Raw genomic sequence first — 24,060 nt, forward strand, 5'->3', positions numbered from 1 at the left:
CCTTCATGTACAATGTAAAATATATACTTATATGTATCCAGCTATTTTACGATGTTATCGATTTACCAGTGAACGCATCTGCGAGCATGTTCATTGATTACGAATTCTAGGAGGAACTGATATGCCCGTACGCAGCGAATTTCTTCACATTATTGCAGCAGTAAGATCCAATCTCGAATCTTGCATATTGGGAAAATCATTTGAAATACAGCTCCTTCTAACTGCTCTGCTGGCCGAAGGGCATGTTTTGATCGAAGATGTACCCGGAACGGGGAAGACGCAGCTCATCAAGGCGCTCGCCCGGTCCATGAGCGGTGATTACCGGCGTGTCCAGTGCAACCCGGACATTCTGCCGAGCGATATTACCGGCGTTTCCGTATTTCATCCGCGCGAGGAGCGGTTCTACTTCCGTCCGGGTCCGGTGATGACCAACATTCTTCTGGCTGACGAAATTAACCGGGCCACGACGAAGACCCAGTCGGCCCTGCTTGAGGTCATGGAAGAGCGCAACGTGACGGTGGACGGCGAAACGTATGAGCTTCCCCGTCCGTTTATGCTGTGCGCCACCCAGAATCCGATCGACTTTGAAGGCACTTACATGCTGCCCGAAGCGCAGCTTGACCGTTTTATGATGAAGATCAGCCTCGGCTACCCCGACGCGGCCACGGAAAAAAGCCTGCTGTACCAGCACAAGCAGGGCCAGCCGGTCGACCGGCTGACTCCGGTGACCAACATGGAACAGATCGCGGAGATGCAGCATGAAATCCGCAGCATTTATATCGACGAGGCGGTGACGGACTATCTGCTGAGCATCGTCCGCCGTACCCGGGAGCATGCCTCCGTCCTGCTCGGAGCCAGCCCGCGCGCATCCCTGTCGTTCCTGAACGCGGTTAAGGCGTTTGCTTTCCTGCAGCAGCGGGAGTACGTCCTTCCGGACGATATTAAGACGCTTGCTCCTTATGTTCTCGCCCACCGCATCATTCTTCGTCCGGAATCCCGGCTGGACAACGTCAGTCCGGAATCCGTGCTGAAAAACATCCTTCAGCAGGTGCATGTGCCTGTAGCGATGGAGCGATAAATGATGACAAGGCTGTTAACCGGTATCCGATCCGGACTCAAAACCCCGAGGTATTGGGCCGTACTGCTCGTATGGGTCGCCAGCCTGTTCTATGTTCTGTTTCAGGGGGGCAAGACGTCCCTGATGTTGTTTGTCATGATCAGCGTCATCGTGCTGTATTTGATCGTGCTTGGCATCAGCGGCGTCCGGCTGACGCGGGGAACGCGCCAGCTGTCCACCGAAAGGGGACAAGGCACCGTGCTTCACGCCGGCGAGCAGATTAAGGTCAGGCTCCATTTTTCGATTCCGGGATTTCTGCCGATGCCCTATATCATTATCCGTGAAGTCATGAAGCGGCATAACGGAGATTCCTGGTCGTTTGAGGAAAGCGTCATTCCCAATTACAGAGGCAGCGGTACGCTGATGTTCCAGACGCCGCCGCTGGAGCGGGGAAGATACTATTTTACGGAGACGGAATGCGTCAGTGAGGATATTTTCGGCTTTATCGAGCATAAAGGCCGTTTTCATGTGCCCGGCCAGTTTCGCGTGATGCCCCGAACCGTGTTTATCCCCACATGGAAGCTGTTCGACCGGAATTCCCCGCTTGCGGGGCCTCAAACCGCCTCGGCAGCTTCACGCAAAGAGACGACCCAGATTAACGGCGTCCGCGATTACGTGTACGGGGACCGGATTTCCCGGATTCACTGGAACGCTACCGCGAAGACCGGACAGTGGAAATCCAAGGAATTCGAATACGATTCCGTTCCGAAAACGATGCTTCTGCTGGACGCCACGAAGGCTCACTACGGCTCCGACGCGCAGTTTGAGCTGGCTGTTTCCACAGCGGCTTCCCTGCTCGAGTATGGCGGGCGCGGCAGAATGAACATGGGCCTCGCTACCCTCGGCGACGTATTCAAATTGTTTCCGCCAAGCAGCGTGCAGGGAGACCGCCAGCGGATGATGCATCATCTGGTGGACCTGTCCGCCGACGGTTACGGTAAGCTGCTCCCGAAGCTGGAGCAGAACGCACGGTTTCTTCCGGCGGGGGCCTTCCTCGTTTTCATTTCACCGGCCAGCGGCCAGCAGGTGCTTGACATTCTGCGCTGGGCCGAGACCCGGGGCATGAGCTCTTCGCACATCCGGATCAGTTCCGGGCGAGAGAAGGGCGTAGAAGGCTGGGGAGCGATGCTCGCTTCCCGCGGAACCTTTGCGTGCAGCATTCAATCGCTGAGTGAGCTGCCGGCCGCATTAGGGGGTGGAAGGGTTTGATCAACTGGCTGTATTCGCTGCGCACTTCGTTTTTTCGCACCTTATCCCTGGTGTGGTTGTGGATTATGGCGCTGCAGTGGATTTACTTTATGAACAACATTTGGTACAGCGAGACGACGGCCATCGTCATCATCAGCGTGACGGTCATCACGGCGATCGAAATTTTGCTGCCAATCAAAAGTATTTACCGGTACGTGCTGGAAGGCATCGCCGTGCTGTACATCATTCACCGGGAGATGATCGCGTACTGGATTTATTTTCCGGCAGGAAGCCTGCCGAACCGGATTCAGCAGTTTACGGGCAACGCGCTGCCGTACCTCGGTTTTGCCGTAGGCGCTTGGATTTTGCTGCTGCTCAGTGCCAAGCTGGTCAATAATCAGCGCAGAATCCTCGTGTTCTCAGGCATGCTGATCGTGGGGTTCTCCATACTGGATTCTTTCACCGTGTACGATTTATGGAAGGAAGTCGCCTGGACGGTGTTTGCGGCGCTCGGCTGGCTGGTCAGCGAGCACTTCCGCCGCTTCCAGCAGAAATACCCGCATGGCTGGCGCTATCTTCGGCAGTACCCGCTAAAAATGCTGCTGAACGTGGCGGTCATTTTTTCGCTCGTGTTTGCGGTCGGTGTCAACATGCCGGAAGTGCCGCCGTCCCTGACCGATCCCTACACGGCTTGGGTCGTCCAAGGTGAGACGGCTGCCACGGCCGGCGTTGACGGGGATCCGGCTGACTCGGTGCTGCGGACTTCCTCGGGATACAGCCGCAACGACACCAAGCTTGGCGGCGGCTTCAACTTCGACTACACGCCGGTGATGGAAATCAGCTCGGACCAGCGAAGCTATTGGCGCGGGGAGACCCGCAGGCTGTATACCGGCAGCGGCTGGGGGGACGAGCGCAATTCCGGCAGGGAGACCGATGAGGTGACGGCGGATACGAAGCTTTCCGGTGATGAACCAACCGCCGGCGATTCGGTGACGGTAAGACAGACGGTTACGATGCTGAGCGAAAATCAGTACCCCGTTTTGTTTGGTGCGTATAACCTGTCCAAAGTAGAGCTTATCGATGACGGGAAAAATACAGGCAGCCTCCGCTGGAACAGTTCCCAGTCGGAGCTTCGCTGGACCGCCGAGTCAAAGCGGGACCGTTATCCGAAAACCTACACGGTGGTGTCCGAGGTTCCGGTCGTTTCGGAGGATGAAATCCGCCAGAAGTCGTTTGCCGACCTGTACGGCTCCCAAGGGACTGAGGATGCCTATCTGCAGGTGCCGAACGATTTTCCGAAGCGGGCCCGCGACCTTGCGGAAGAAGTGACGGCTTCCGGAGCAACGCCTTATGAAAAAATCGGTCTGCTTCAAAACTATTTAACAACGAATTACACATATACGAACGAGCCCGACTTGTCCAAAAAGGTCAGCGACGATTTCGTGGACAGCTTCCTGTTTGAGATCAAGGAAGGATACTGCGATTATTTCTCGACTTCGATGGTGATGATGGCCCGTTCCCTCGGCATCCCGGCGCGGTGGGTCAAAGGGTACGCTCCCGGCCAGGTGCAGGGAAGCAGCTCCGACGTGCAGGTCCAAGGCGTGCAGGGCACCTCGGACTCCGGCGTGTATACGGTGACCAATGCCGATGCGCATTCGTGGGCCGAGGTCTATTTCGGGCCGTACGGCTGGATTCCGGTGGAAGCGACCCCCGGCTTCAGCATGCCGCTGCTCACGCATGACGCCCAGGCGCAAGATCCGGCCGAGCCGGAAGCACAGCCGGAAGTGGAGGAAGACCAGCCTGAGCAGGCGCCGCAACAGGCAGCGCAGAGCCAGGATCGCGGACCCGTGGTGCAAATCGTATACGGCGCTTCCCTCCTCATCCTCGCAGCGTTTGCAGTGTATGTGCTGTGGAGGTATCGGCTCCAGCTCCGGTTCGGATGGCTCCGGCTTCGTACGGGACAAAAGCTGTCTCCCGACCAGAAGGTCATTGTCATGACCGAACGGTGGATCAAGCAGCTGCGCCGAAGAGGACTCAAACGCGGCGCGGACGAAACGCTCCGGGAGTCGGTCAGCCGCTGGGAAGGACGGTCCCCGGCGCTCGGATCCTTCCTGGAGCCGCTGCTGCATCTGTTCGAGAAGGCGCGCTACAGTCCTTCATCGGTGTCGGAATCGGAATGGAGAAGCGTCCATGCCCATGCGAAGGAATTGAAAGCTGCGATGAAAAAGATACCGAAGAATGCAGCGTGATGGACTTTTTAGAAGGCGCCCTTCGGGCGTTTTCTTTTTTGTTTCGCCCGAACATAAGTTTTTTACTAACTACGCAGATTATGGTATAGTTTGTCCTATGAAACTGAGGTGACATCAATTTGTTTGAAATGCTTATCCCGAAAATGAGGGTAAAAACGGTGTTTGATCTGGATTTGGAGCGGCTGTATTCGCAGGGATTCCGTGGAATCATCACGGATCTGGACAATACGCTGGTCGGTGCCAAGGCTCCCTTGGCCACCCCCGAGCTGATCGCCTGGTTCGAAAAGGTGAAAAAGGCGGGGTTTCAGCTTGTCATCGTGTCCAATAACCAAATGGCGAGGGTATCAACTTTTGCCACCCCGCTGGATATCCGGTTTGTCCATGAAGCCCGCAAGCCGTCGAACGCGCCTTTCCGGAAAGCCATGCAGATGATGGGCCTGAAGAGCGAGGAGACGATCGTGGTCGGCGACCAGATGCTGACCGATGTGTACGGCGGCAACCGGCTCGGCCTGTTTACCGTGCTGGTGCTCCCGATATCCATTCAGGATGAAGGCTGGGGTACGCGCATGAACCGGCGTCTGGAGAAAATTGCGCTCGCACGATTGCGGAAAAAGGGATTATGGCTGGAGGAGGAACACCAACAATGAAAGACCCGATAGACGGCAGTCAAGCCGTAAAATGCAGCGGCTGCGGCATTGCCATCCAAACGGAGCAGCCCGAGCTTCCGGGGTATACCCCGGAGAAAGCGATGGACCGGGATCCGGTCATCTGCCAGCGCTGCTTCCGGATTAAAAACTACAACGAGGCTTCTTCCGTTGCCGTCGACCAGGATGAATTCCTGCGTCTGCTCAGCCAAATCGGCGGGAAGAACGCGCTCGTTATTCATATTGTAGACCTGTTCGATTTTGAAGGAAGCCTCATTTCAGGCTTGCAGCGGTTTGTCGGCAACAATCCGGTCATTCTCGCCGTGAACAAAATCGACCTTCTCCCTAAAGTGACGAACTGGAACAAGGTCCTTAACTGGGTGCAGAAACAATGCAAGGAGCACGGCCTCAAGACGGAAGAAATCGTCCTGTGCAGCGCCAAGAAAAATCAGGGCTTCGACCGCCTGCTGGACACGGTTGCCTCGTATCGCGGGGACCGCGACGTCTATGTGGTGGGGGCGACCAATGTCGGCAAATCGACGCTGATCAACCGGCTGATCCGGGATTACAGCGATTTGGAGCAGGAGCTGACCGTATCGCGTTACCCGGGAACGACCCTGGATATGGTCAACATTCCGCTCGACGACGGCCGCTTTATTATCGACACGCCGGGGATCGTATACCCTTGGCGCTACAGTGAGCTCGTCACTCGGGAGGACCTGGGCGCCGTCATGCCGGACAACCCGTTGAAGCCGGCCGTGTACCAGCTGAACGAAGGACAGACACTGTTTTTCGGAGCCATGGCACGGTTTGACTTTATTCAGGGCGAGCGCCAGTCGTTTACCTGCTTTGTCGGCAGCCGCGTAGGCATACACCGCACCAAGCTGGAGCGTGCCGATGAGCTGTACGCGGAGCATGCCGGAGAATTGCTGTCCCCACCGAACCGGGAGAACATCGGGAAGCTGCCGGAATGGACAAGGCATGAATTCCGCATCAAGCGCGGTATGCGCATGGATCTGTTCGTCTCCGGATTGGGCTGGGTTAAAGTGAACAGCGATCAGGGAGCCCTGTGCGCTATTCATGCGCCGCGGGGAGTCAAGGTGCTGGCAAGACCTTCTTTAATCTGAGTCTGCCTTTGAACGTTGCAAGAGCTGACAGGTGAGCGCAGGGAAAGGGGAAACCATGAATTTGGCTAAACCGGAGTTACTGAAACATACAGGGGAGCTGCTGCTGGGCGTCATCGGGGATCCGATCGCCCATTCCAAATCGCCCGTGATGCATAAGGCGGCGCTGGCCGCGCTCGGCATCCCGGGCGCCTATGTTCCGATGCGCGTATCGCGGGAGCAGGTCGGAACGGCGCTGGAAGGCATCAAGGCGCTTGGCTTTCGGGGAATCAACGTCACGATTCCGCACAAGCTGGAGGTTATTCCGTTCCTGAACGAGCTGGACGAAACGGCCTTGAAGATCGGAGCCGTCAACACGATCGTGAATGACGGAGGCTACCTCACGGGGTATAATACAGACGGTATAGGTTATGTCCGTTCCCTGAAGGAAGAAGCGATTGCCGAGCTGAAAGGCAAAAGCATTCTGGTGCTCGGAGCCGGAGGTGCCGCTCGCGGTATCGTATACGCCCTGACGCTGGAGCATCCGGACCGGATTTATGTCGCCAACCGGACGGCCGATAAAGCCGAGGCGCTGGCGGCTGAATGGAAAGCGCTGGCGGACATTCGCGGGATGGCGATGGACGACATTCCGGCCATTCTAGGCGAAGTGGACGTGATCATTAATACGACTTCGGTCGGCATGCATCCGCAAACGGACGGAACACCGCTAGATTCCGAGCGGATTCCCCCGGGAATCGTGGTCAGCGACCTCATCTATAATCCGCTGAAGACCCGGCTGCTCGCCGACAGCGAGAAGAAGGGCTGCGTCATTCACGGCGGTCTCGGGATGTTTGTAAATCAGGGAGCCTTTGCCCTGGAGTATTGGACCGGACTGCCCGCCCCGGTGGAGGCGATGCGCAGCGCGGTTCTGGCCAGTATGAAGGAATCATGATTATTGAATTGTACATTGAAGATTAAGGAGTTTTGACATTTTATGTTAACAGGTAAGCAAAAACGCTATCTCCGGTCCCAGGCGCATCATTTGGACCCGATTTTTCAAGTCGGCAAGGGCGGAACCAACGACCAGTTAATCCGTCATATCGTCGAGGCCATTGAGAAGAGGGAGCTGATGAAGGTCAGCATTCTCAACAACTGCTTGGAAGACAAGCACGAAATTGCCGAGGAATTGGCCGAAAAATCGGGCTCTGAACTGGTGCAGGTGATCGGCAGTACGATTATTTTATATAAAGAATCCAAAGATCATAAGCAGATTGAATTGCCATAAGCGGGAGGGATCAGCATGAAGGTAGGTATCATGGGAGGTACCTTTGATCCGATCCACATCGGACATCTGCTCGCTGCCGAAGCGGCCCGGGACACGTTCGGGCTGGACGAGGTTTGGTTTATGCCCAGTCATATTCCTCCCCATAAGGAACAGGCGGGAGCTACCGGTGAACAGCGTCTCGGCATGGTCGCTGAAGCGATTGCGGACCATCCCTGCTTTCGGACCCTCGATATCGAAATCAGAAGAGGCGGGGTTTCTTATACGATCGACACGGTCAAGGAAATCCGCAGCTCGTTTGAAAACATCGATTTTCATTTCATCATCGGGGCCGATATGGTCAATTATTTGCCAAAGTGGGAGGGCATCGAGGAACTGGTGGAGCTGATGAGCTTTATCGGTGTCGGGCGTCCGGGCTCCACGCTGAACTTGGACGCGCTCCCCGCTTATTTGAAGGGAAAAATTCTACTGGCCGACATGCCCCAGGTGGACATCTCGTCGACCGAAATCCGGGAAAGGCTGGCCACCGGACACTCCATTCGTTATATGGTGACAGACAGTGTCTACGACTATATCAGAAGGAGGGGAATGTATGGCATTCAGCCGCGAAGAACTGATTAAAGCCGTGTCCGGACAAATGCCGGCCATGCGCTGGAAGCACACAGAAGGCGTGATGCAATCCGCCGTCATGCTTGCGGAGCGTTACGGAGCGGACCCTGTTAAGGCCGAAACGGCGGCGATTCTGCACGACGTGGCCAAATACTGGCCTGTGAAGCAATTGGAAGCGATCATTAAGGAAAACGATTTGTCCAAGGATCTGCTGTTTTACGATAAGCCGCTCTGGCATGCCGAAGTCGGTGCTTTTGTAGCGGAACGGGATTACGGGATTACCGATCCTGAAATTTTGGATGCGATCCGGTATCATACCTCCGGCCGCATTGGCATGACCCTGCTGGACAAGGTCGTGTGCCTGGCGGATTACATCGAACCGGGAAGGGATTTTCCGGGCGTGAATAATATCCGGGAACTGGCCAACCATAGCCTTGAAGAGGGATTGATCGCCGGACTGGACTCCACGATCAGCCTGCTCATCTCCCGCCGTCAGATCATTTACCCGCTGACCGTATTTGCCCGCAATGATCTTATTAAACAGTTGGAGGCGAATGTATGACCTTGAAACCTGAAGAATTGTTAAATCTGGCCGTAGCTGCCGCTGAAGATAAAAAGGCCATGAACGTCGTGGCGCTCGACCTGCGGGGGATTTCCCTCATTTCCGACTATTTCGTCATCTGTCACGGGAATTCGGATACCCAGGTCCAATCGATCGCGACCGAAATCCGCAAGCGCGTGCATGAGGCCGGCCTCGAAATCCGCGGTGTGGAAGGATTGGATTCCGCACGCTGGGTGCTGATGGACCTGGGCGACGTGATCGTGCACATTTTCCACCGGGATGAACGGGATTATTACAACATCGAACGCCTGTGGTCGGATGCCAAGGTCGTGGAAACCGTATGAGTCCGATAGCAGGAACGATTCAAACCTATGAGGTGATGCGCGAAGTATCGCCTTACGGCTATTTTCTCGATGCCGGTGGACAAGATGTGCTGCTCCATTACACGGAACTGACCCGGAAAATCGAGCCGGGCGAACGTGTGGAAGTGTTTATTTTTTACGATACGGAAGATCGGCTGGCGGCAACGATGAAAAAGCCGTATTTGACCTTGGGCGAGATGGCGAAGCTGGTTGTGGCGGATGTGCATCCGAGACTGGGATGCTTCCTCGAAATGGGGCTAGGCCGTCAACTGCTGCTGCCGATTCGCGAGCTTCCGGAATTGAAGGAGCTGCATCCTCGGGTCGGTGACTCGGTGTTCGTCATCATGGAGCATGACAAGCAGGGACGGCTGCGCGCGAAGCTGGCCGGCGAACAGGAGCTATCGCAGCATACGTTCCAGGCGCCGCAGTCCTGGGTAAACCAGTGGTTCACCGCGACGGTGTACCGCCCGCTGCAGATGGGAACATTCGTGATCGTGGACGGGGGAGTGCTCGGCTTCGGCGCCATCGGCATGATCCACTCCTCGGAGCGAACCCGCATGCTGCGTTTAGGCGAAGAGCTGCAGGTGCGGGTCAGCCACATTCGTGAGGACGGACGCGTCAACCTGTCCATGGCCCAGCGCAAGGAAGTGGGCCGGGATTTGGATGCCGACCGCCTGCTGGCGTTCTTGAAGGAACGTCCGAACGGAGGCATGCCGTATTCGGATGCGACGCCTCCGGACATTATCAAGCAGCGCTTCGGCATCAGCAAGTCGGCTTTCAAGCGCGCAATCGGCAAATTGATGAAGGAAGGTCTTATCACACAGAAGGAGAACTGGACTTATCTGGTTCAGCCGGAAAGTTCCAAACCGGAAACGGGCGGGAACGCCGATCCGTCCTAACAGGGCTGGGAGGATTTTCGGAACGTTAACAGAAAGTGCGGTGTCATCATGTCCTCTTACAGAAAATTTGCATACGTTTACGATGAACTGATGGAAGATATGCCGTATCCCGATTGGCTTCGGTTTGCAAGACAGGCCTGGGAAAAATACGGCATGCCGAAAAGTGTGGTAGAACTGGGATGCGGCACGGGCAGCATCACGATTCCGCTTGTGAACTCGGGGTTCGAAGTGACAGGGATCGACCTGTCGGCGGACATGCTGTCCGTAGCAAGACGGAAGATGGAAAAGACGCCGCAGGGCAGCCGCCTGTTCCGGGAAGGCTCCATCCGCTGGGTGCAGCAGGATATGCGCTCCTGGGAGCTGCCCGAGCCCGTCGATGCGGTCATTTCATTTTGCGACTGCATCAGTTACCTGCTGGAAGAAGCCGATATCGTCGCGACCTTTAGACAGACCTATAATGGGCTGAAGGAAAAGGGGATCTTCGTGTTTGACGTGCATCATCCGAATACGATCATCCGCTATGACGAGGAGCAGCCGTTCGTATGGGACGACAAGTCGGTTTCGTACATCTGGACCTGCGACCTGGACGCGCCGCGGTGCGAAATCGAGCATCATTTGAGTATCTTTGCGAAGGAAGAAGACAGCGATTTGTACCGCCGCTTTGAAGAAGTGCACGTGCAGCGGGGCTATGATCCGAAATGGATGAAGAGCGAACTGCTCAAGGCCGGATTCCGGGACGTGCAGACGTATGCCGACTTTGAGTGGGTGGAAGCGGACGACGAGGCGCAGCGGCTGTTTTTTGTCGCGGTCAAATAGGCTGAGAATATCATGTCCTTGCAGAGCATCTGGTCTATATTTGGAGAGGATGCTTTGCGGGATTTTGCCTCGGAACAAAGGTTCCGGGGCTATTTGCGGCTAATAGTATAATGGGAGATGCCTAATTGAGGCATCGTCTTCAACAAATTCAAACAGAAACGGAGAGAACATGATGAGTTTGATGGATCTACAAGGAAAAACGGCGGTTATTACCGGAGCGGGCAAAGGAATCGGCTTGGCGATCGCTGAGCTGCTGGCCAAAGAAGGCGTGAATCTGGGCCTCATTTCCCGCACGGCCTCCGATTTGGATGCGCTGAAGGCTTCGCTGGCCGGCGAACACGGCATCCGTGTTGCGACCGCAGCGGCGGACGTATCAAAGCGGGAGGAAGCGGAAAGCGCGGTGAGTGCGCTGAAAGCAGAGCTCGGCACGATCGATATTCTGATCAATAACGCGGGCATCGCTTCGTTCGGGACCGTACTCGAAATGGATCCGGCGCAGTGGGAACAAATCATTCAGGTGAATCTGATGGGTACATATTACATGTCCCGGGCCGTCCTGCCGGACATGGTGGGGCAAAACAGCGGCAGCATCATCAACATCTCCTCCACAGCCGGGGAAAAAGGCTTTGCCACGGGCTCGGCATACTGCGCGTCTAAATTTGCGGTCATGGGGCTGACGGAGTCTTTGCTTCAGGAAGTGCGCAAGAACAACATCCGCGTCGTTGCCTTGACGCCAAGCACCGTCAATACGGCGCTGGCTCGCGACAACAACCTGAAGATCGGCGATGAGGACCGCATGATGCAGCCGGAAGACGTGGCTGAGCTGGCGCTCGCCACGCTGAAGCTGCCGCAGCGCGTATTTGTGAAATCGGCCGGCATCTGGACGACCAACCCGCAATAACCATATTGTACGGACTGTAAGCCTGTCTCTTATGGATCGGAACCCGATCTGCTAAGAGGCAGGCTTTTTTCGGCAGGAACCGATTTCGATGTACCGCAAAGTACCTGAATATGAATATTGCAGCACAGTCCCACCAATGTGGGGATTTTTTTGTGCGAAAAACCTTGAGACGAGGCAAAATTTACGGTTGCGGCGTTTTTTTTACAGAAGCTTTACCGTGCCTTAACCCTTGCAACTTGGCACCAAGTTAGACTGTCACTACAGACAGCCGAAGCGATACAGCGGGCGTGAATCGTCGGTTGTGGCGGCGGTTGTCTGCTTATCCAAGATAAGGTGGTGCTGAGTGATCAAGACGGAACTGCATTGTCATACAACCATTTCGGACGGTTCGTATTCATTTGAGGAATTAGCCGGGGCGGCATTGAATGAGAACATTGGCGTGCTGGCGGTCACAAACCACGATACGACAAAGGGCCTTGTCGCCATGCTGGAACGGGGAAGAGACCTTGGCCTTGAAATGATCCCGGGGATCGAAATATCCGCCTATGACATGGAAAGAAGCAGGAGGGTTCATATCCTGGGCTATTTCATTGAGCCGGGACATCCGGCTCTGGAGCAGGTATGCACCCCGATGATCCACAAGCGGCATGAAGCTGCCCGTGTGATGGTCGAACGCCTGATTGAGGCGGGGTACAGCATTACCTGGGACCAGGTTCTGCGGTATGCGGATGGGGGAACCGGCGTTTACAAGCAGCACATTATGCACGCGCTGATCGACAATGGCTATGCCAAATCCATATATGGTGAGCTGTACAAAAAGTTGTTTTCCCGCGGAGGAAACGGAGAGGAGCCCGGCATGGCTTACGTCCGGCTGGACTACCTTCACGCCCGTGACGCCATTGAGGCCGTCATTCAGGCTGGCGGGGTGCCTGTTCTCGCCCATCCGGGCCAATATGGCAACTTTGAATATGTCCGGGAGCTGGTGGGCATGGGACTTCAGGGTATTGAAGTGTGGCACTCGCTGCATGGTGCCGATGATGAGGAGCGGGCCATGGAATATGCGCGCCGTTACGATCTCGTCATGACCGGGGGTTCTGACTTCCATGGGTTTTACGGGGAGAAGGAGGTCCGGTTGGGAAGCAAAGATCCGGGCATTTCCTGCGTCCAAGAGCTCAAGAAGCGCAGACCGAACTAAAGGGGGAACATTCATGGAAAAGCATTCGGTTCATCGCCCTGCGGAAAGTAAACGGTTGAGCCCGGATCCTGATATCCACGAAAGCGCGCATATTCTTCACAGCACGTTCGGATTCTGGACCTCCGTCGGACCAGGCAATCAAATTATCGAATCCGACATCGGGGACTACACCTACACCATGGACGACGTGACGATTAACTACACGGAAGTCGGTAAATATACTTCGATTGCCTCGCATGTATGCATCAACCCGGTGGATCATCCCATGGAGCGGGTTACGCAGCATCATATGACTTACCGGAGAAGGGATTACGGTTTTGCCGCCACCGATGACGAGGTTATTTTCAATCGGAGGCGGGGTAACCGGGTAACGATTGGGCACGATGTCTGGATTGGTCACGGCGCGATCATCATGAAGGGGGTCCATATCGGCACCGGAGCGGTGATTGGATCCGGAGCTATCGTCACCAAAGACGTCGAACCGTATGCCATCGTCGTCGGCGTCACCGCCAAACCGGTCCGAAAGAGATTTTCGGAGGATGTCGTCGCGAAGCTCCTGCAGATCGCCTGGTGGGATTGGCCACGGGAGGTCATCCAGGAGCGGTTCGAGGAACTGAACGATACGGCTTCCTTTATCCGGAAGTACGGGGTTTAAAAGAGGAGGGTGAGCATAAGGGATGCATGACGAAATGGAGATCATGGATAAGCTCATAGCCGATATGGAGGCAGGCATCTATGAGCCGGATGACAAGCTGCCGTCGGAGAACGATTTGGCCAGGCTGTTCAAAGTGCCCCGTATGACTGCCCGGAAAGCTTACGAGAAGCTGCAGGACCTGGGGTATGTGTACTCCAGGCAGGGAAAGGGCAGCTTTGTCCGCGACCAGCATCAGCGCATCCCGCTCCTCTTTTCGGGCAACGAAAGCTTCAGCCGGAAGATGATCCACATGGGGTATGATTATCAGTCACGCAACATTTTTTGCGATCCCATCGAGTATAACCACAAAGTGTATAAAGCGCTTGAAGCACAGCCGGAAGAGCGGGTGTTCCGGATCGGCAGGCTCCGTCTCATCGACAACCGTCCGATTGCGATTCACGCGTCGTATGTGGCGGAGTCGATGTTTCCGGACATCGGACGGACAGGCAGGGACATTACCTCGATGTTCGATTTCTACCGGGGAAAAGGGTATACGGGGTTCGAGTCGATGAAGACGCTGCTCAGCGTAACTTATCCCGGCAGGAAAGAAAGGGAGCTGCTCGCCTGCACCAGCCTCATTCCACTGCTTGTCGTGGAGACCGGCTGTCTGGACAGCCAGACGAACAAGCCGCTGGAATATACGAGAATTATGTACCGGAGCGACTACTTTACGTACGAGCTCTAAAAGTGCGTGTTCAAAAGCGGACTTTTTGAACAACCTCAAAACAGGGAGGCCGGGAATGGATGAAACGAAGACAACGGACTGAAATTCTGGTTGAAGGCTCCAGGGAACTCGCCGCCCGTATGGCGCAGGCTATTGCTGACCGTTATGAAGTGAAGCTGGTCGAGCAGCCAAGCCAGGGACTGGTCATGGTCAAAGTGAGAGAGACCGCCAGGCGTAGCTTGTTCTATCTGGGGGAAGTGCTGGTGAGCGAATGCAAGGTGCAGGTCGAAGGCAGCATGGGCATCGGCGTGGTCAAAGGGCATGACCATGAGCTGGCCTATCAGCTCGCCCTCATCGACGCGGCGTATCAGGCCGGACTGCAGGAGACCAGGGCATGGGATCAGATGCTGCTGGACGAAGAAGCCCGGATCGCTGCTGCGCGCAGCCAGGCTTTCGCCGAGATCGCCAAAACGAAGGTCGATTTTGAAACGATGGATGTGGATTAGGGGGAGAGAGGATGAACTTCGACGCAGTTCATGATATACAGCGCGCCTACCGCAAAGTGGTGGATTCCATGTCGAGACCCGGCTTGATCTCGGATCTGACGGCGGAAGCGGCCAAGGCCGATGGCCAGTGGGGAGGTTTACCCGTCACCTGGGTGCTCGCATTGTTGCTGCTGGACACGGAGGTTACGTTCTGCATCTGCTCGCAGCGGGAACCGGAGCTTACGCGGCTCCTGAACCAGCTGACCTTCGCTGCCCGGACTGAGCCGGAGAAAGCGGATTACATTTTTGTCCTGCACGACGCGAAGGAAGGGGATTTGCTGAAGGCTCTGCAGGGCGCCAAAGTCGGTACGCTGGCCGATCCGCATGCCTCTGCCACCGTGATCGTGGAGTCGGGGGAGCTGTCCGGAGACTTTGAGCTGAGCCTCAAAGGGCCAGGCATCGAGGATGAAAGCTTTGTCCGGATTCCGCTGGCTTCCGGTTGGCTAGAGGCGCGGGCGGAGAAAAACGCGGAGTATCCCATGGGAATTGACATGCTGGTCGTCGACAAAAACAACAAGCTGCTGTGCCTGCCCCGGATGACGCAAATCGAGGAGAGGGAGGTGCTTCTATGGGATATGTAGCGGTAAAAGGCGGAACGCTTGCGATCGAGGAATCCTTGAAGCGGATCAAATTCGAACGGATCAAGCAGGGAAAGGTACTGGACGTCACCCGCATCGAAGGCGGGATGAGAGGGCTGATCGACCAGATCATGTCGGAAAGCAGCCTGTACGACGAAACGCTGGCGGCGCTGGCGATCAAGCAGGCGGAAGGAAGCCCGGAAGAAGCGGTGTTTCTGCTGAGGGCCTACCGCTCCACGCTTCCCCGGAAGCATTATTCGCGAGCGGTGCACACCCGCGAGATGAGGGTGGAGCGGCGGATCTCCGCCAGCTTCAAGGACATTCCGGGCGGGCAAATTCTCGGCGCATCGGTCGATTACAGCCACCGGCTGCTGGACTTTGACCTGATGCATGAAACGGACGAAGATGCCGCCCAGTGGCTGGAGGCTTTTGCGGGTGAACTCGGAAGCTTGCCGGAGGCAGGCCGCCCGCCGGAACTGATGAAAGTCATGGACTATTTGATCGAGCAGGGGCTCATGATCAGCCCTGCGGACGACAACACCGAACCGGATGATGTGACGCGCCGAAGCATCACGTTTCCGGCCAGCCGCAGCCAGAAGCTGCAGGTGCTGACCCGGGGCCAGACCGGGACGGTTACCTCGCTGGCTTACGCGGTCATCCGCGGATACGGTGTATCGCATCCCACCGTCGGCGAACTGCGGGTCGGGCGCGTGCCGGTGTGCATCGACGATCCGCTCGGAACCGATGCAGATGCTGAGGACAGCTATTACATCGGCGAAATCAAGGTAACGGAGGCGGAAATGCTCATGTCTGCCGCGGTGGTGAAGGAGCAGGGCGGGAAGGAATTGTCCTTTGAGATCGGCTACGGGCTCTGTTACGGGCAAAACGAAACGAAGGCGATTGCCATGGGTATTCTGGATCACAGCCTGGAGCAGGGAGACAGCCGTTTTCCGACCCAGGATCAGGAGTTTGTACTGTACCATATCGATTCCGTGGAATCGACCGGCTTCATGTCCCACTTGAAGCTGCCGCATTACGTCACATTCCAGTCCAAAATGAACGACGTGCGGAAAACGAAGACGACAGCGGCGACGCCTGAGGCGGAAGAAACGAAGGAGGTGGAGGAGCTGTGCAAATAAACTACAATTTCGCGTTTTTCGACGAAGGCTCCAAAAGGGAAATCCGCCGAGCGACACTGAAGGCGATCGCCATTCCGGGGTACCAGGTTCCTTTTGCCTCCAGGGAAATGCCGATTGCCAGGGGATGGGGAACCGGCGGGCTGCAGCTCACCCTGTCATTGGTAGGTAGAGACGATATAGTCAAGGTAATTGACCAGGGTTCCGATGAATCCGTCAATGCCGTCAGCATCAAGAAGCTAGTCCAGAACACGACGGATATCCGTATCACGGATGAAACGGCGCAGGCGACGCTGATTCAATCCAGACACCGCGTTCCGGAGATTCCGCTTCGGGCGGGTCAAATTTTGGTGCTGCAGGTGCCCATGCCGGAACCGCTGCGGATGTATGAACCGCGGGAAGCCGAGACGAAGAAGCTGCACGCCGAAAAAGAATACAGCGGCGCCTGGCTCATGCTGTTCGAGCAAATCATGAATTATGGCAGCATGACGACCGGCGCCGACCACCCGGTGATGGTCCATGACCGGTATGTGATGGCACCAAGCCCGATCCCCAAATTCGACAATGCCAAGCTGAATGCCTCTGAAGCGCTCATTCTGCTCGGGGCCGGACGGGAAAAGAAGATCTACGCGGTGCCGCCTTACACCAAGGTCGTATCTCTTGATTTTGAAGACTACCCGTTTGAAACGGAGTCTTTTGAAGACCGGTCCTGCAGGCTATGCGGAGCTACCGGCGTGTTTATGGATGAATTGTACGATGACGCCAGCGGCACGGCTTATTTTCAGTGTAATGATACGAGCTACTGTTTGGAACGGATGAATGAACAATCCTGGCGGGAAGGTGCTGAGAGCCGATGATCCAGACGGAACAACCGATGATTTCCGTACAACATTTAAACAAGCAGTTCGGGCCCGGCTGTCCGCACTGCATGAATCCGGGCAGCCGGAAGCTTACCAAAAACTATTGCACCGTCTGCCATACCGTGTATTCCTGCCAAGACGTGTCGTTTGACCTGTACCCGGGCGAAATCATCGGGGTGGTGGGGGAAAGCGGCAGCGGAAAGTCCACCATGATGAGATGCCTCTATTTTGATCAGGAGGTGACGAGCGGCGAAGTTTATCTCCAGGCTTACAAAGACGGTGCGCGAAACCTGTTTGCAGAGTCGACGCAGCAGAAGCGTTATATCCGGAATCACCTCATGGGAAAAGTGTACCAGAACCCGATGCTCGGTCTGCGGATGGATTTCACCTCCATCGGCAATATTGCGGAGAAAATGATTGCGGCGGGCAGCCGGCGCGTCTCCGAAATGGAAGAACGCGGCATGGAGCTGCTGGAAAAGGTCCATATTCCGCTTCACCGCATCAAGGAAGCGCCCAAGCATTTTTCCGGAGGAATGCAGCAGCGGGTCCAGATTGCCAAAGCGTTGTCGAACCGTCCTCCGGTGCTGCTGCTCGATGAGGTGACCACCGGCCTCGACCTGTCCGTTCAGGCCAGCGTGCTGGATCTGATCAAGGCGCTGCAAAGGGAGCTTGGCATCAGCATTGTGCTCGTCTCCCATGACCTCGGCGTGGTCCGGATGCTAGCCGACCGGACGCTGGTCATGCTTGACGGGAAAGTCGTGGAGAAAGGCTTGACCGATCAAATTTTGGAGGACCCGCAGGAAGCTTATACCCAGCAGCTGGTCCATTCCCTGCTCTAGCTTATTTTCGAAGGAGGAGTCGCCTTTGTATCTCATTACGAACGCACGCATCATTACGGAGGAAGGGGTTCTGAGCGGATACGACCTGCTCATTCAGGGAGACCGCATCGGCACAATCGCCCCGCATGGCATCATTGCTGTGGATACGCAAACGGAGGTCTTGGATGCCGCAGGCGGGTATCTGTCCCCGGGATTCATCGACATCCATTCCGATTACATCGAGCATATGGCTGCCCCGAGGCCGACATCGCTAATGGATTTTCGTTTGAGCCTCCGGGAAACGGAAAAGGAGCTGATCACGCACGGCATTACGACGATGTTTCATTCCTTGTCCATTTTCAGGGGGTCGGAGTACAAATACCGCCCGATCCGCGAGCCGGATAACGTGCGCAAGCTGCTGGAGCTGATCGAGGAATCGCATACGAGCCAGCATTTGGTACGCCACCGATTCCATGCAAGATTTGAAATCGATAACCTGCTGGAGGTAGACAATCTCAGAAACTACATTGCCGAAAAGAAGGTTCACCTCGTTTCGTTTATGGATCATACCCCCGGCCAAGGGCAATACCGGGATCTGGAGATTTACAAGGCCACGGTGAAGGGCTATGACGATATGACCGACGAGGGGATCGACGAGCTGATCCGGAAGCACCAGAGCAAGGAGAAAATGACGATCGAAGGCATCCGCGAAATTGCCGAACTGGCACGGGAAGCCGGAATCGCGGTCGCTTCGCATGATGACGACTCTCTCGACAAGCTGGAGCTCGTCCAGGGCTTCGGCGCAACGATCAGCGAGTTTCCGATTACGCTGGAGATTGCCCGGCGGGCCAAACAGCAGGGCATGTACACCGTGGCCGGTGCGCCGAACGTCATCCTTGGCGGCTCGCACAGCGGGAACTTGTCCGCAGCCGAGGCGATTCAGGAGAAGAGCATCGACATTTTGTGCAGCGATTATTATCCGGCGGCGCTGCTTCACGCGGTATTTTACCTCGTGGACCGCTGCGGGCAGGATCTGGCTGACATGTTCCGCCTGGTGACGCTTCATCCCGCGCGGGCCGTCAATCTGGATCATGAAATCGGCTCGGTGCGCGAGGGGAAAAAAGCAGATCTGATCCTGATCGAGAAAATCGACGGGGATTTCCCGGTCATTACGGCCGTATTTGTGGACGGGAAGCTCATTCAGAGAACCCATTACAGGGATCATGAAGGGGGTAAAGGGATTGAACAGTCTGCTCATGATCGAACACTTGTCCAAAACGTTCACACTGTATAACCTGGATCAGCAGATCGAGGCTGCCGCAGACGTCAGCCTGCATGTGAACGAAGGCGAATTTATCGGCATTACAGGCAAAAGCGGGAGCGGGAAGTCCACCGTCCTACGCTGTATTTACCGGACCTATCTCCCCCAGAAAGGGACCATCCGGTACCAATCGGCAGCGTACGGTGAAATCGATCTGGCTTCCGCGCCGGACCGGGTGATGATCGACCTGCGAAAGCGGGAGATTGGCTACGTCTCGCAGTTTCTGAACGTCATGCCGCGGACGACGGCCCGGGAGCTGGTCACGCAGGCTCTGCTGGAAATGGGCACGGATCCGCATCAGGCAGCCCGGGAGACAGAACGCATGCTGGATCATTTTGAGCTGGATTCCAAGCTTCGCGACAGCTATCCCGCCACGTTCTCCGGAGGGGAAAAGCTGCGCCTCAACATCGCCAGAGCAATGGTGAAGCGGCCCCGACTGCTCCTTCTTGACGAGCCTACCGCCAGTCTGGACCATGCCTCCAAGGTCAAGGTGAAAACGCTGATCGAGCAGCTGATGCAGGAGGGAACGACGATGCTTGGGATCTTTCACGACCTGGAATTTATGGAGGGCCTGTGCAGCCGCCAATACCACATGCAGGACGGCCGGTTTCATGAAGGCGGCAGACCGGAAGCCGCAGGTCGTTTCTTAAGAGATCAGAAAGTATAAGTTTTGGAGCCATTGCTTCCTGATATTGCAAGAAAAATCACCTTTAAACGCGGTCTGTCTACTTTGAAGGTACGGCGATAGACGTTTTTCTTATAATATCAGAACGTATAAACTCCAGAGCCATTGCTTCCTGATATTGCAAGAAAAACCTCCTTTAGACGCGGTCTGTCTACTTTGAAGGTGCAGCGATAGACGTTTTTCTTACACAAACATGTTCCCCCGTTAATCTTCTTCTGACCGTTCATCTTCATCATTAAATTGTATCCCATTATCCCAGGAAAAAGGGGCGCTGAACCATGAAAAGATCGATTTCACTTCTCTTGATGCTGATATTGGCTGTGGCCGTTGCCGGATGTTCTTCAGGAGCGGCTTCATTAGGCCTGAACGTTGGCGGCTCGAAGAACAAGGACACCCTGACGATCGTGTGGTATCCGAACGAATCCGCTGCGGATTTGAAGGATGCGCGCGACGAGGTCGGAAAGATCGTGGAGCAGGCTACAGGCAAAAAAGTGGAGCATAAGATGACGACCGATTACAACATCGCCATCGAGGCGATTGCAAGCGGAAGCGCGGACCTGGCCTATATGGGCCCTCAGGGTTATGTGGAAGCAAGAAACAAGACCGAGGACGTGAAGCCGCTCTTCACCAACAGCGGGGAATCGGGCACGCTGGATGACGCCGTATATTATTCCTGGCTGAACGTTCGAAAAGGCGACGAAGGCGAGTTCAAAAGCGGGGACGGTTTTACCCTTGACCCTCTTCCCGGGAAAAAATTCTCCTTTGTATCGAACAGCTCGACTTCGGGATTCAAGGTGCCGTCTGCAGGCATCATCAGCTATTTTGGAAAGATGGACAAGTACAAGGATTTAAAGGAAGACGATTTGATGCAGGGCGGCAAAGATAAATTTTTCAGCGATGTCCTGTTTGGCGGCTCCCACCAGGGTTCGGCGGTGAATCTGCTGACCGGCAAGGCGGACGTTGCTGCTTTTTGCGATACTTGCGTATCCAATTACGTCGAGCTGGCGGACGGAACGGCCAACAAACCCGGGGCTGTCTATAAAGTCAAGGATGGCGCCGCTGAGCCTTTCAATACGCTCTCCGGAAAAGAGTTTGTCGTGATTTCGGTGACGCCGGTTCTCAATTCCCCGTTTGTGGCGAATACCAAAACGGTCAGCGAAGAAGATCAGAAGAAGATTACCGAGGCGTTTACTTCCGATGACGTGACGCATAATCCGAAAATTTTCCTCCCCAAAGATTCCAAAGACAGCGGGCTGTTCAAGCAAAAAAGCGGGAATGAACGGTTCCTGCCGGTCGACGACGCCTGGTTCGAACCGATCCGCGAGCTGTCCAAATAACCGGCAGCCGGCATATGAACTCCATACCAAACCGCCTGGAGGTGTACGATGACTGCGTTATTGGAATTCAAGCATGTGTCCAAGCAGTATGGGTCTGAGACACGGGCATTAACGGATGTAAGCTTTTCGGTGAGGAGCGGGGAATTTGTATCGATCATCGGCCCCTCGGGAGCCGGGAAATCGACGCTGCTCCGGTGCGTTAACCGGATGATCGATGCCAGCAGCGGCGAAATATGCATCGAAGGCAAAAATGTGCTGGAATTTCGCAAGAAAGAGCTGAAGCGGATGCGGACGAGCATCGGTATGATTTTTCAGCACTACAATCTGGTAGACCGGCTGAGCGTGATGGAAAATGTCCTGCACGGCAGGCTCGGCTACAAATCGACGCTTGCCGGCATGCTGGGGCTGTACCGTGAAGAGGAGAAGCAGCAGGCTTACCAAATTCTTGGCATTCTTGGCCTGGAAGAGCAGGTCTACAAGCGCTGCGACCAGCTCAGCGGGGGACAAAAACAGCGGGTTGGCATCGCTAGGGCGCTGATCCAGGGGCCCAAAATGCTCCTCTGCGATGAGCCGATCGCTTCTCTGGACCCAAATGCATCCAAGGTGATCATGGATCATTTAAGGCACATCTCCACGAATTTGGGCATCACCGTGATCGTCAACCTGCACCAGGTGGAGACGGCCCTGAAATATTCCGATCGCATCATCGGGGTCAATCAAGGGAAAATCGTCTATAACGGAACACCGGGACAGATGACATCCGAAGAACTCCAGCGAATTTACGGAAGCGAGAGGAGAGAGCCGCGTGCTGATCAAGGCGAGACGCAAGCAGGTTGATTACTTCACGGCCAAACGAAGGCATGCGTATTTGTTTTGGGGGCTGCTTCTGCTTGTAACCCATGCTGCGGCCGTGCTGACCCAGTATGATTTCGTCCAGGGGCTGAGCTCCATCCCGGGCGCACTGGTTTGGGGCGTCACCCATTTTTATCCCAATGCCGAATCTCTGGCCAAGTTTCCCGACGTTCTCCGCACGCTCGTGGAAACGCTGCTGATGTCCATCGCCGCTTCAACCGTTGCTTCGGTGTTTGCGCTCGTATTCGCCCTTCTGGGCTCCCAGACGATCGGCGTCCATGCCGGGATTAAGCTGGCCAGCCGTTCGATCGCGACCATATTCCGGAATATCGATGTCACTGCATGGTCGATGATCCTTCTGTTTTCCTTCGGACAAAACGTGATGACTGGTTATTTCGCCTTATTCTTCGGCTCGTTCGGCTTTTTGACCCGCGCTTTCCTGGAGTCCATCGATGAGACGGGAAGCCATTCGGCGGAAGCGCTGCGGGCAACCGGGGCCGGTTATATCTCCGTCATTTGCCAATCCGTCATCCCGGCGGCGCTGCCCCAGCTCATCAGCTGGATCCTGTTCATGATCGAAACGAACATCCGCAATGCGACGCTGATCGGCATTCTGACCGGCACCGGGGTGGGGTTCCTGTTCAATCTGTACTATAAGAATCTCGATTACAACGCGGCCAGCCTGATTGTACTCGTGATCGTGATCTCCATATTGGTTATTGAATTCACCTCGAATTATATCCGAAAGGTGATGATCGGATGAGCACCGAGGCCGTCGACAAGATGATTGCCGCTGAGCTCCATCTCCGTCCGGAGCGAAGACTTCCGGGCATCCCGCTTAAGAAGCCTTTTAGCAAGACCGCTTTAACGATCAGGCTGACCTTAATTGGGCTAAGCCTGCTGACCGTGCTCGCTTTCGTCAGCTTTGACTATAAAGGGATCCAGGTCTTTCAAGGCATCTACGCCACGCTGTTGAACCTGAAGACGATGTTTCTGCAGCCCCGTTTGCACCATTTCACCTTTGCCGCGGCTTTGTTCGAAGTGCTGATTACGCTGGGGCTTGCTTTTCTTGCCACCTTGTTCGGAGCGGTTATTGCGCTGTTTCTCGGCCTGTTCTCGGCCCGCAACCTGTCCTCGCCGATCGTGTCCGCTGTCATTAAAGGCCTAGTCGCGTTCATCCGCGCGGTGCCTACGGTCATGTGGGTGCTGATTTTTGCCGTCGCAGCAGGTCTTGGCAGCGTCGCCGCCGTCATCGGCATGACCTTTCACTCCATCGGTTATTTGATCAAAGCCTACTCGGAAGCCTTTGAGGAGATGGACAAGGGCACGATCGAAGCGTTGAAGTCCAGCGGTGCGAACTGGTGGCAAATTGTGTTCCAAGCCGTCATTCCGTCCTCCTTATCCTATTTGATGTCCTGGACGCTGCTCCGGTTCGAAATCAACTTCTCCGTGGCGGTTGCAATGGGAGCGGCCGCGGGGGCAGGGGGGATCGGCTATGATATGTTTATGGCCATCGGCTTTTACTTTGATCTGCAGGAAATCGGAGCGATCACCTATTTTATTCTGGGCTTTGCCATTCTGCTCGAAATCGCCGCAAACCGTGCAAAGCGGAAGCTGATGCAGGGAAAATAACAGCAGCCGCA

General features: G+C 55.5%; 27 protein-coding genes. All 27 read left to right on the forward strand.

Annotation, left to right across the window (positions count from 1 at the left end; genetic code table 11):
* The first annotated feature begins 121 nt into the window (after positions 1-121).
* The 27 genes from ABID47_RS00865 (at position 122) to ABID47_RS00995 (ending at position 24,049) form a co-directional block, all read left to right on the forward strand.
* Positions 122-1,078 (forward strand): AAA family ATPase, encoded by a 957-nt coding sequence (locus ABID47_RS00865; protein ID WP_076169730.1) that lies wholly within the window; start codon positions 122-124, stop codon positions 1,076-1,078.
* Positions 1,079-1,081: 3 nt separating this feature from the next.
* The gene (locus ABID47_RS00870; RefSeq protein WP_435530593.1) at positions 1,082-2,326 is read left to right on the forward strand and encodes a DUF58 domain-containing protein; all 1,245 of its coding nucleotides are present in this window, start codon (positions 1,082-1,084) and stop codon (positions 2,324-2,326) included.
* Positions 2,323-4,554, forward strand: coding sequence for a transglutaminase TgpA family protein (locus ABID47_RS00875; RefSeq protein ID WP_354494584.1), 2,232 nt, complete (start codon positions 2,323-2,325; stop codon positions 4,552-4,554). The genes ABID47_RS00870 and ABID47_RS00875 overlap by 4 nt, the downstream gene beginning before the upstream one ends.
* A 119-nt stretch (positions 4,555-4,673) precedes the next feature.
* Positions 4,674-5,201: a YqeG family HAD IIIA-type phosphatase gene (locus ABID47_RS00880; RefSeq protein ID WP_145023448.1), complete on the forward strand. Its 528-nt coding sequence runs from the start codon at positions 4,674-4,676 to the stop codon at positions 5,199-5,201.
* Positions 5,198-6,325: a ribosome biogenesis GTPase YqeH gene (gene yqeH / locus ABID47_RS00885; protein ID WP_076169733.1), complete on the forward strand. Its 1,128-nt coding sequence runs from the start codon at positions 5,198-5,200 to the stop codon at positions 6,323-6,325. Before ABID47_RS00880 ends, yqeH begins: the two co-directional genes overlap by 4 nt.
* 55 nt (positions 6,326-6,380) lie before the next feature.
* Positions 6,381-7,253, forward strand: a complete 873-nt coding sequence (locus ABID47_RS00890; RefSeq protein WP_251677281.1) for a shikimate dehydrogenase — start codon at positions 6,381-6,383, stop codon at positions 7,251-7,253.
* Positions 7,254-7,295: 42 nt separating this feature from the next.
* Entirely contained in the window at positions 7,296-7,586 is a 291-nt protein-coding gene (gene yhbY / locus ABID47_RS00895; RefSeq protein ID WP_076169735.1) for a ribosome assembly RNA-binding protein YhbY, read from the forward strand.
* A gap of 15 nt (positions 7,587-7,601) precedes the next feature.
* A complete protein-coding gene (gene nadD, locus ABID47_RS00900; protein ID WP_145157954.1) occupies positions 7,602-8,204 on the forward strand; it encodes a nicotinate-nucleotide adenylyltransferase in 603 nt (200 codons plus the stop codon).
* Positions 8,176-8,754: a bis(5'-nucleosyl)-tetraphosphatase (symmetrical) YqeK gene (gene yqeK / locus ABID47_RS00905; RefSeq protein WP_354494588.1), complete on the forward strand. Its 579-nt coding sequence runs from the start codon at positions 8,176-8,178 to the stop codon at positions 8,752-8,754. Before nadD ends, yqeK begins: the two co-directional genes overlap by 29 nt.
* Positions 8,751-9,098, forward strand: coding sequence for a ribosome silencing factor (gene rsfS, locus ABID47_RS00910; RefSeq protein ID WP_116229461.1), 348 nt, complete (start codon positions 8,751-8,753; stop codon positions 9,096-9,098). The genes yqeK and rsfS overlap by 4 nt, the downstream gene beginning before the upstream one ends.
* Positions 9,095-10,015: a CvfB family protein gene (locus ABID47_RS00915; RefSeq protein ID WP_116229462.1), complete on the forward strand. Its 921-nt coding sequence runs from the start codon at positions 9,095-9,097 to the stop codon at positions 10,013-10,015. Before rsfS ends, ABID47_RS00915 begins: the two co-directional genes overlap by 4 nt.
* Before the next feature lie 48 nt (positions 10,016-10,063).
* Positions 10,064-10,831, forward strand: coding sequence for a class I SAM-dependent DNA methyltransferase (locus ABID47_RS00920; RefSeq protein WP_354494591.1), 768 nt, complete (start codon positions 10,064-10,066; stop codon positions 10,829-10,831).
* 181 nt (positions 10,832-11,012) lie between these two features.
* The gene (locus ABID47_RS00925; protein WP_076170139.1) at positions 11,013-11,732 is read left to right on the forward strand and encodes a 3-ketoacyl-ACP reductase; all 720 of its coding nucleotides are present in this window, start codon (positions 11,013-11,015) and stop codon (positions 11,730-11,732) included.
* Between the two features lie 346 nt (positions 11,733-12,078).
* Positions 12,079-12,927, forward strand: a complete 849-nt coding sequence (locus ABID47_RS00930; protein WP_354495652.1) for a PHP domain-containing protein — start codon at positions 12,079-12,081, stop codon at positions 12,925-12,927.
* A 13-nt stretch (positions 12,928-12,940) separates the two neighbouring features.
* Positions 12,941-13,582, forward strand: coding sequence for a DapH/DapD/GlmU-related protein (locus ABID47_RS00935; RefSeq protein ID WP_354494593.1), 642 nt, complete (start codon positions 12,941-12,943; stop codon positions 13,580-13,582).
* Positions 13,583-13,604: 22 nt separating this feature from the next.
* Positions 13,605-14,306: a GntR family transcriptional regulator gene (locus tag ABID47_RS00940; protein ID WP_145947435.1), complete on the forward strand. Its 702-nt coding sequence runs from the start codon at positions 13,605-13,607 to the stop codon at positions 14,304-14,306.
* A gap of 59 nt (positions 14,307-14,365) precedes the next feature.
* Positions 14,366-14,791 (forward strand): phosphonate C-P lyase system protein PhnG, encoded by a 426-nt coding sequence (gene phnG / locus ABID47_RS00945; RefSeq protein WP_354494594.1) that lies wholly within the window; start codon positions 14,366-14,368, stop codon positions 14,789-14,791.
* Between the two features lie 11 nt (positions 14,792-14,802).
* Entirely contained in the window at positions 14,803-15,411 is a 609-nt protein-coding gene (gene phnH / locus ABID47_RS00950; RefSeq protein ID WP_354494596.1) for a phosphonate C-P lyase system protein PhnH, read from the forward strand.
* Positions 15,399-16,547, forward strand: a complete 1,149-nt coding sequence (locus ABID47_RS00955; protein ID WP_354494598.1) for a carbon-phosphorus lyase complex subunit PhnI — start codon at positions 15,399-15,401, stop codon at positions 16,545-16,547. Before phnH ends, ABID47_RS00955 begins: the two co-directional genes overlap by 13 nt.
* Positions 16,538-17,401: an alpha-D-ribose 1-methylphosphonate 5-phosphate C-P-lyase PhnJ gene (locus ABID47_RS00960; RefSeq protein ID WP_354494600.1), complete on the forward strand. Its 864-nt coding sequence runs from the start codon at positions 16,538-16,540 to the stop codon at positions 17,399-17,401. The genes ABID47_RS00955 and ABID47_RS00960 overlap by 10 nt, the downstream gene beginning before the upstream one ends.
* Complete coding sequence (locus ABID47_RS00965; RefSeq protein WP_354494602.1) at positions 17,398-18,243, forward strand: ATP-binding cassette domain-containing protein; 846 nt, start codon at positions 17,398-17,400, stop codon at positions 18,241-18,243. The genes ABID47_RS00960 and ABID47_RS00965 overlap by 4 nt, the downstream gene beginning before the upstream one ends.
* Positions 18,230-19,516 (forward strand): phosphonate metabolism protein PhnM, encoded by a 1,287-nt coding sequence (gene phnM, locus ABID47_RS00970; RefSeq protein ID WP_354495654.1) that lies wholly within the window; start codon positions 18,230-18,232, stop codon positions 19,514-19,516. Before ABID47_RS00965 ends, phnM begins: the two co-directional genes overlap by 14 nt.
* Positions 19,464-20,210: a phosphonate C-P lyase system protein PhnL gene (locus ABID47_RS00975; RefSeq protein ID WP_354494604.1), complete on the forward strand. Its 747-nt coding sequence runs from the start codon at positions 19,464-19,466 to the stop codon at positions 20,208-20,210. Before phnM ends, ABID47_RS00975 begins: the two co-directional genes overlap by 53 nt.
* Positions 20,211-20,506: 296 nt before the next feature.
* On the forward strand, positions 20,507-21,565 hold the full coding sequence (locus ABID47_RS00980) for a phosphate/phosphite/phosphonate ABC transporter substrate-binding protein (protein WP_354494606.1): 1,059 nt from the start codon (positions 20,507-20,509) through the stop codon (positions 21,563-21,565).
* A gap of 48 nt (positions 21,566-21,613) precedes the next feature.
* Complete coding sequence (phnC, locus tag ABID47_RS00985) at positions 21,614-22,402, forward strand: phosphonate ABC transporter ATP-binding protein (RefSeq protein WP_354494608.1); 789 nt, start codon at positions 21,614-21,616, stop codon at positions 22,400-22,402.
* On the forward strand, positions 22,374-23,180 hold the full coding sequence (locus ABID47_RS00990; protein ID WP_354495656.1) for a PhnE/PtxC family ABC transporter permease: 807 nt from the start codon (positions 22,374-22,376) through the stop codon (positions 23,178-23,180). Before phnC ends, ABID47_RS00990 begins: the two co-directional genes overlap by 29 nt.
* Complete coding sequence (locus tag ABID47_RS00995; protein ID WP_435530580.1) at positions 23,177-24,049, forward strand: PhnE/PtxC family ABC transporter permease; 873 nt, start codon at positions 23,177-23,179, stop codon at positions 24,047-24,049. Before ABID47_RS00990 ends, ABID47_RS00995 begins: the two co-directional genes overlap by 4 nt.
* The last annotated feature ends 11 nt before the right edge of the window (positions 24,050-24,060 follow it).

Source organism: Paenibacillus favisporus, assembly GCF_040545415.1.
Taxonomy (GTDB): Bacteria; Bacillota; Bacilli; order Paenibacillales; family Paenibacillaceae; genus Paenibacillus_AQ; species Paenibacillus_AQ favisporus.

Excerpts from the sequence above, each read along its gene's own strand:
- ABID47_RS00865 (WP_076169730.1), top strand. The coding sequence starts at position 122 with ATGCCCGTACGCAGCGAATTTCTTCACATTATTGCAGCAGTAAGATCC.
- ABID47_RS00870 (WP_435530593.1), top strand. The coding sequence starts at position 1,082 with ATGACAAGGCTGTTAACCGGTATCCGATCCGGACTCAAAACCCCGAGG.
- yqeH (WP_076169733.1), top strand. The coding sequence starts at position 5,198 with ATGAAAGACCCGATAGACGGCAGTCAAGCCGTAAAATGCAGCGGCTGC.
- ABID47_RS00890 (WP_251677281.1), top strand. The coding sequence starts at position 6,381 with ATGAATTTGGCTAAACCGGAGTTACTGAAACATACAGGGGAGCTGCTG.
- yhbY (WP_076169735.1), top strand. The coding sequence starts at position 7,296 with ATGTTAACAGGTAAGCAAAAACGCTATCTCCGGTCCCAGGCGCATCAT.
- nadD (WP_145157954.1), top strand. The coding sequence starts at position 7,602 with ATGAAGGTAGGTATCATGGGAGGTACCTTTGATCCGATCCACATCGGA.
- yqeK (WP_354494588.1), top strand. The coding sequence starts at position 8,176 with ATGGCATTCAGCCGCGAAGAACTGATTAAAGCCGTGTCCGGACAAATG.
- rsfS (WP_116229461.1), top strand. The coding sequence starts at position 8,751 with ATGACCTTGAAACCTGAAGAATTGTTAAATCTGGCCGTAGCTGCCGCT.
- ABID47_RS00915 (WP_116229462.1), top strand. The coding sequence starts at position 9,095 with ATGAGTCCGATAGCAGGAACGATTCAAACCTATGAGGTGATGCGCGAA.
- ABID47_RS00920 (WP_354494591.1), top strand. The coding sequence starts at position 10,064 with ATGTCCTCTTACAGAAAATTTGCATACGTTTACGATGAACTGATGGAA.
- ABID47_RS00925 (WP_076170139.1), top strand. The coding sequence starts at position 11,013 with ATGGATCTACAAGGAAAAACGGCGGTTATTACCGGAGCGGGCAAAGGA.
- ABID47_RS00935 (WP_354494593.1), top strand. The coding sequence starts at position 12,941 with ATGGAAAAGCATTCGGTTCATCGCCCTGCGGAAAGTAAACGGTTGAGC.
- ABID47_RS00940 (WP_145947435.1), top strand. The coding sequence starts at position 13,605 with ATGCATGACGAAATGGAGATCATGGATAAGCTCATAGCCGATATGGAG.
- phnG (WP_354494594.1), top strand. The coding sequence starts at position 14,366 with ATGAAACGAAGACAACGGACTGAAATTCTGGTTGAAGGCTCCAGGGAA.
- phnH (WP_354494596.1), top strand. The coding sequence starts at position 14,803 with ATGAACTTCGACGCAGTTCATGATATACAGCGCGCCTACCGCAAAGTG.
- ABID47_RS00955 (WP_354494598.1), top strand. The coding sequence starts at position 15,399 with ATGGGATATGTAGCGGTAAAAGGCGGAACGCTTGCGATCGAGGAATCC.
- ABID47_RS00965 (WP_354494602.1), top strand. The coding sequence starts at position 17,398 with ATGATCCAGACGGAACAACCGATGATTTCCGTACAACATTTAAACAAG.
- ABID47_RS00980 (WP_354494606.1), top strand. The coding sequence starts at position 20,507 with ATGAAAAGATCGATTTCACTTCTCTTGATGCTGATATTGGCTGTGGCC.
- phnC (WP_354494608.1), top strand. The coding sequence starts at position 21,614 with ATGACTGCGTTATTGGAATTCAAGCATGTGTCCAAGCAGTATGGGTCT.
- ABID47_RS00995 (WP_435530580.1), top strand. The coding sequence starts at position 23,177 with ATGAGCACCGAGGCCGTCGACAAGATGATTGCCGCTGAGCTCCATCTC.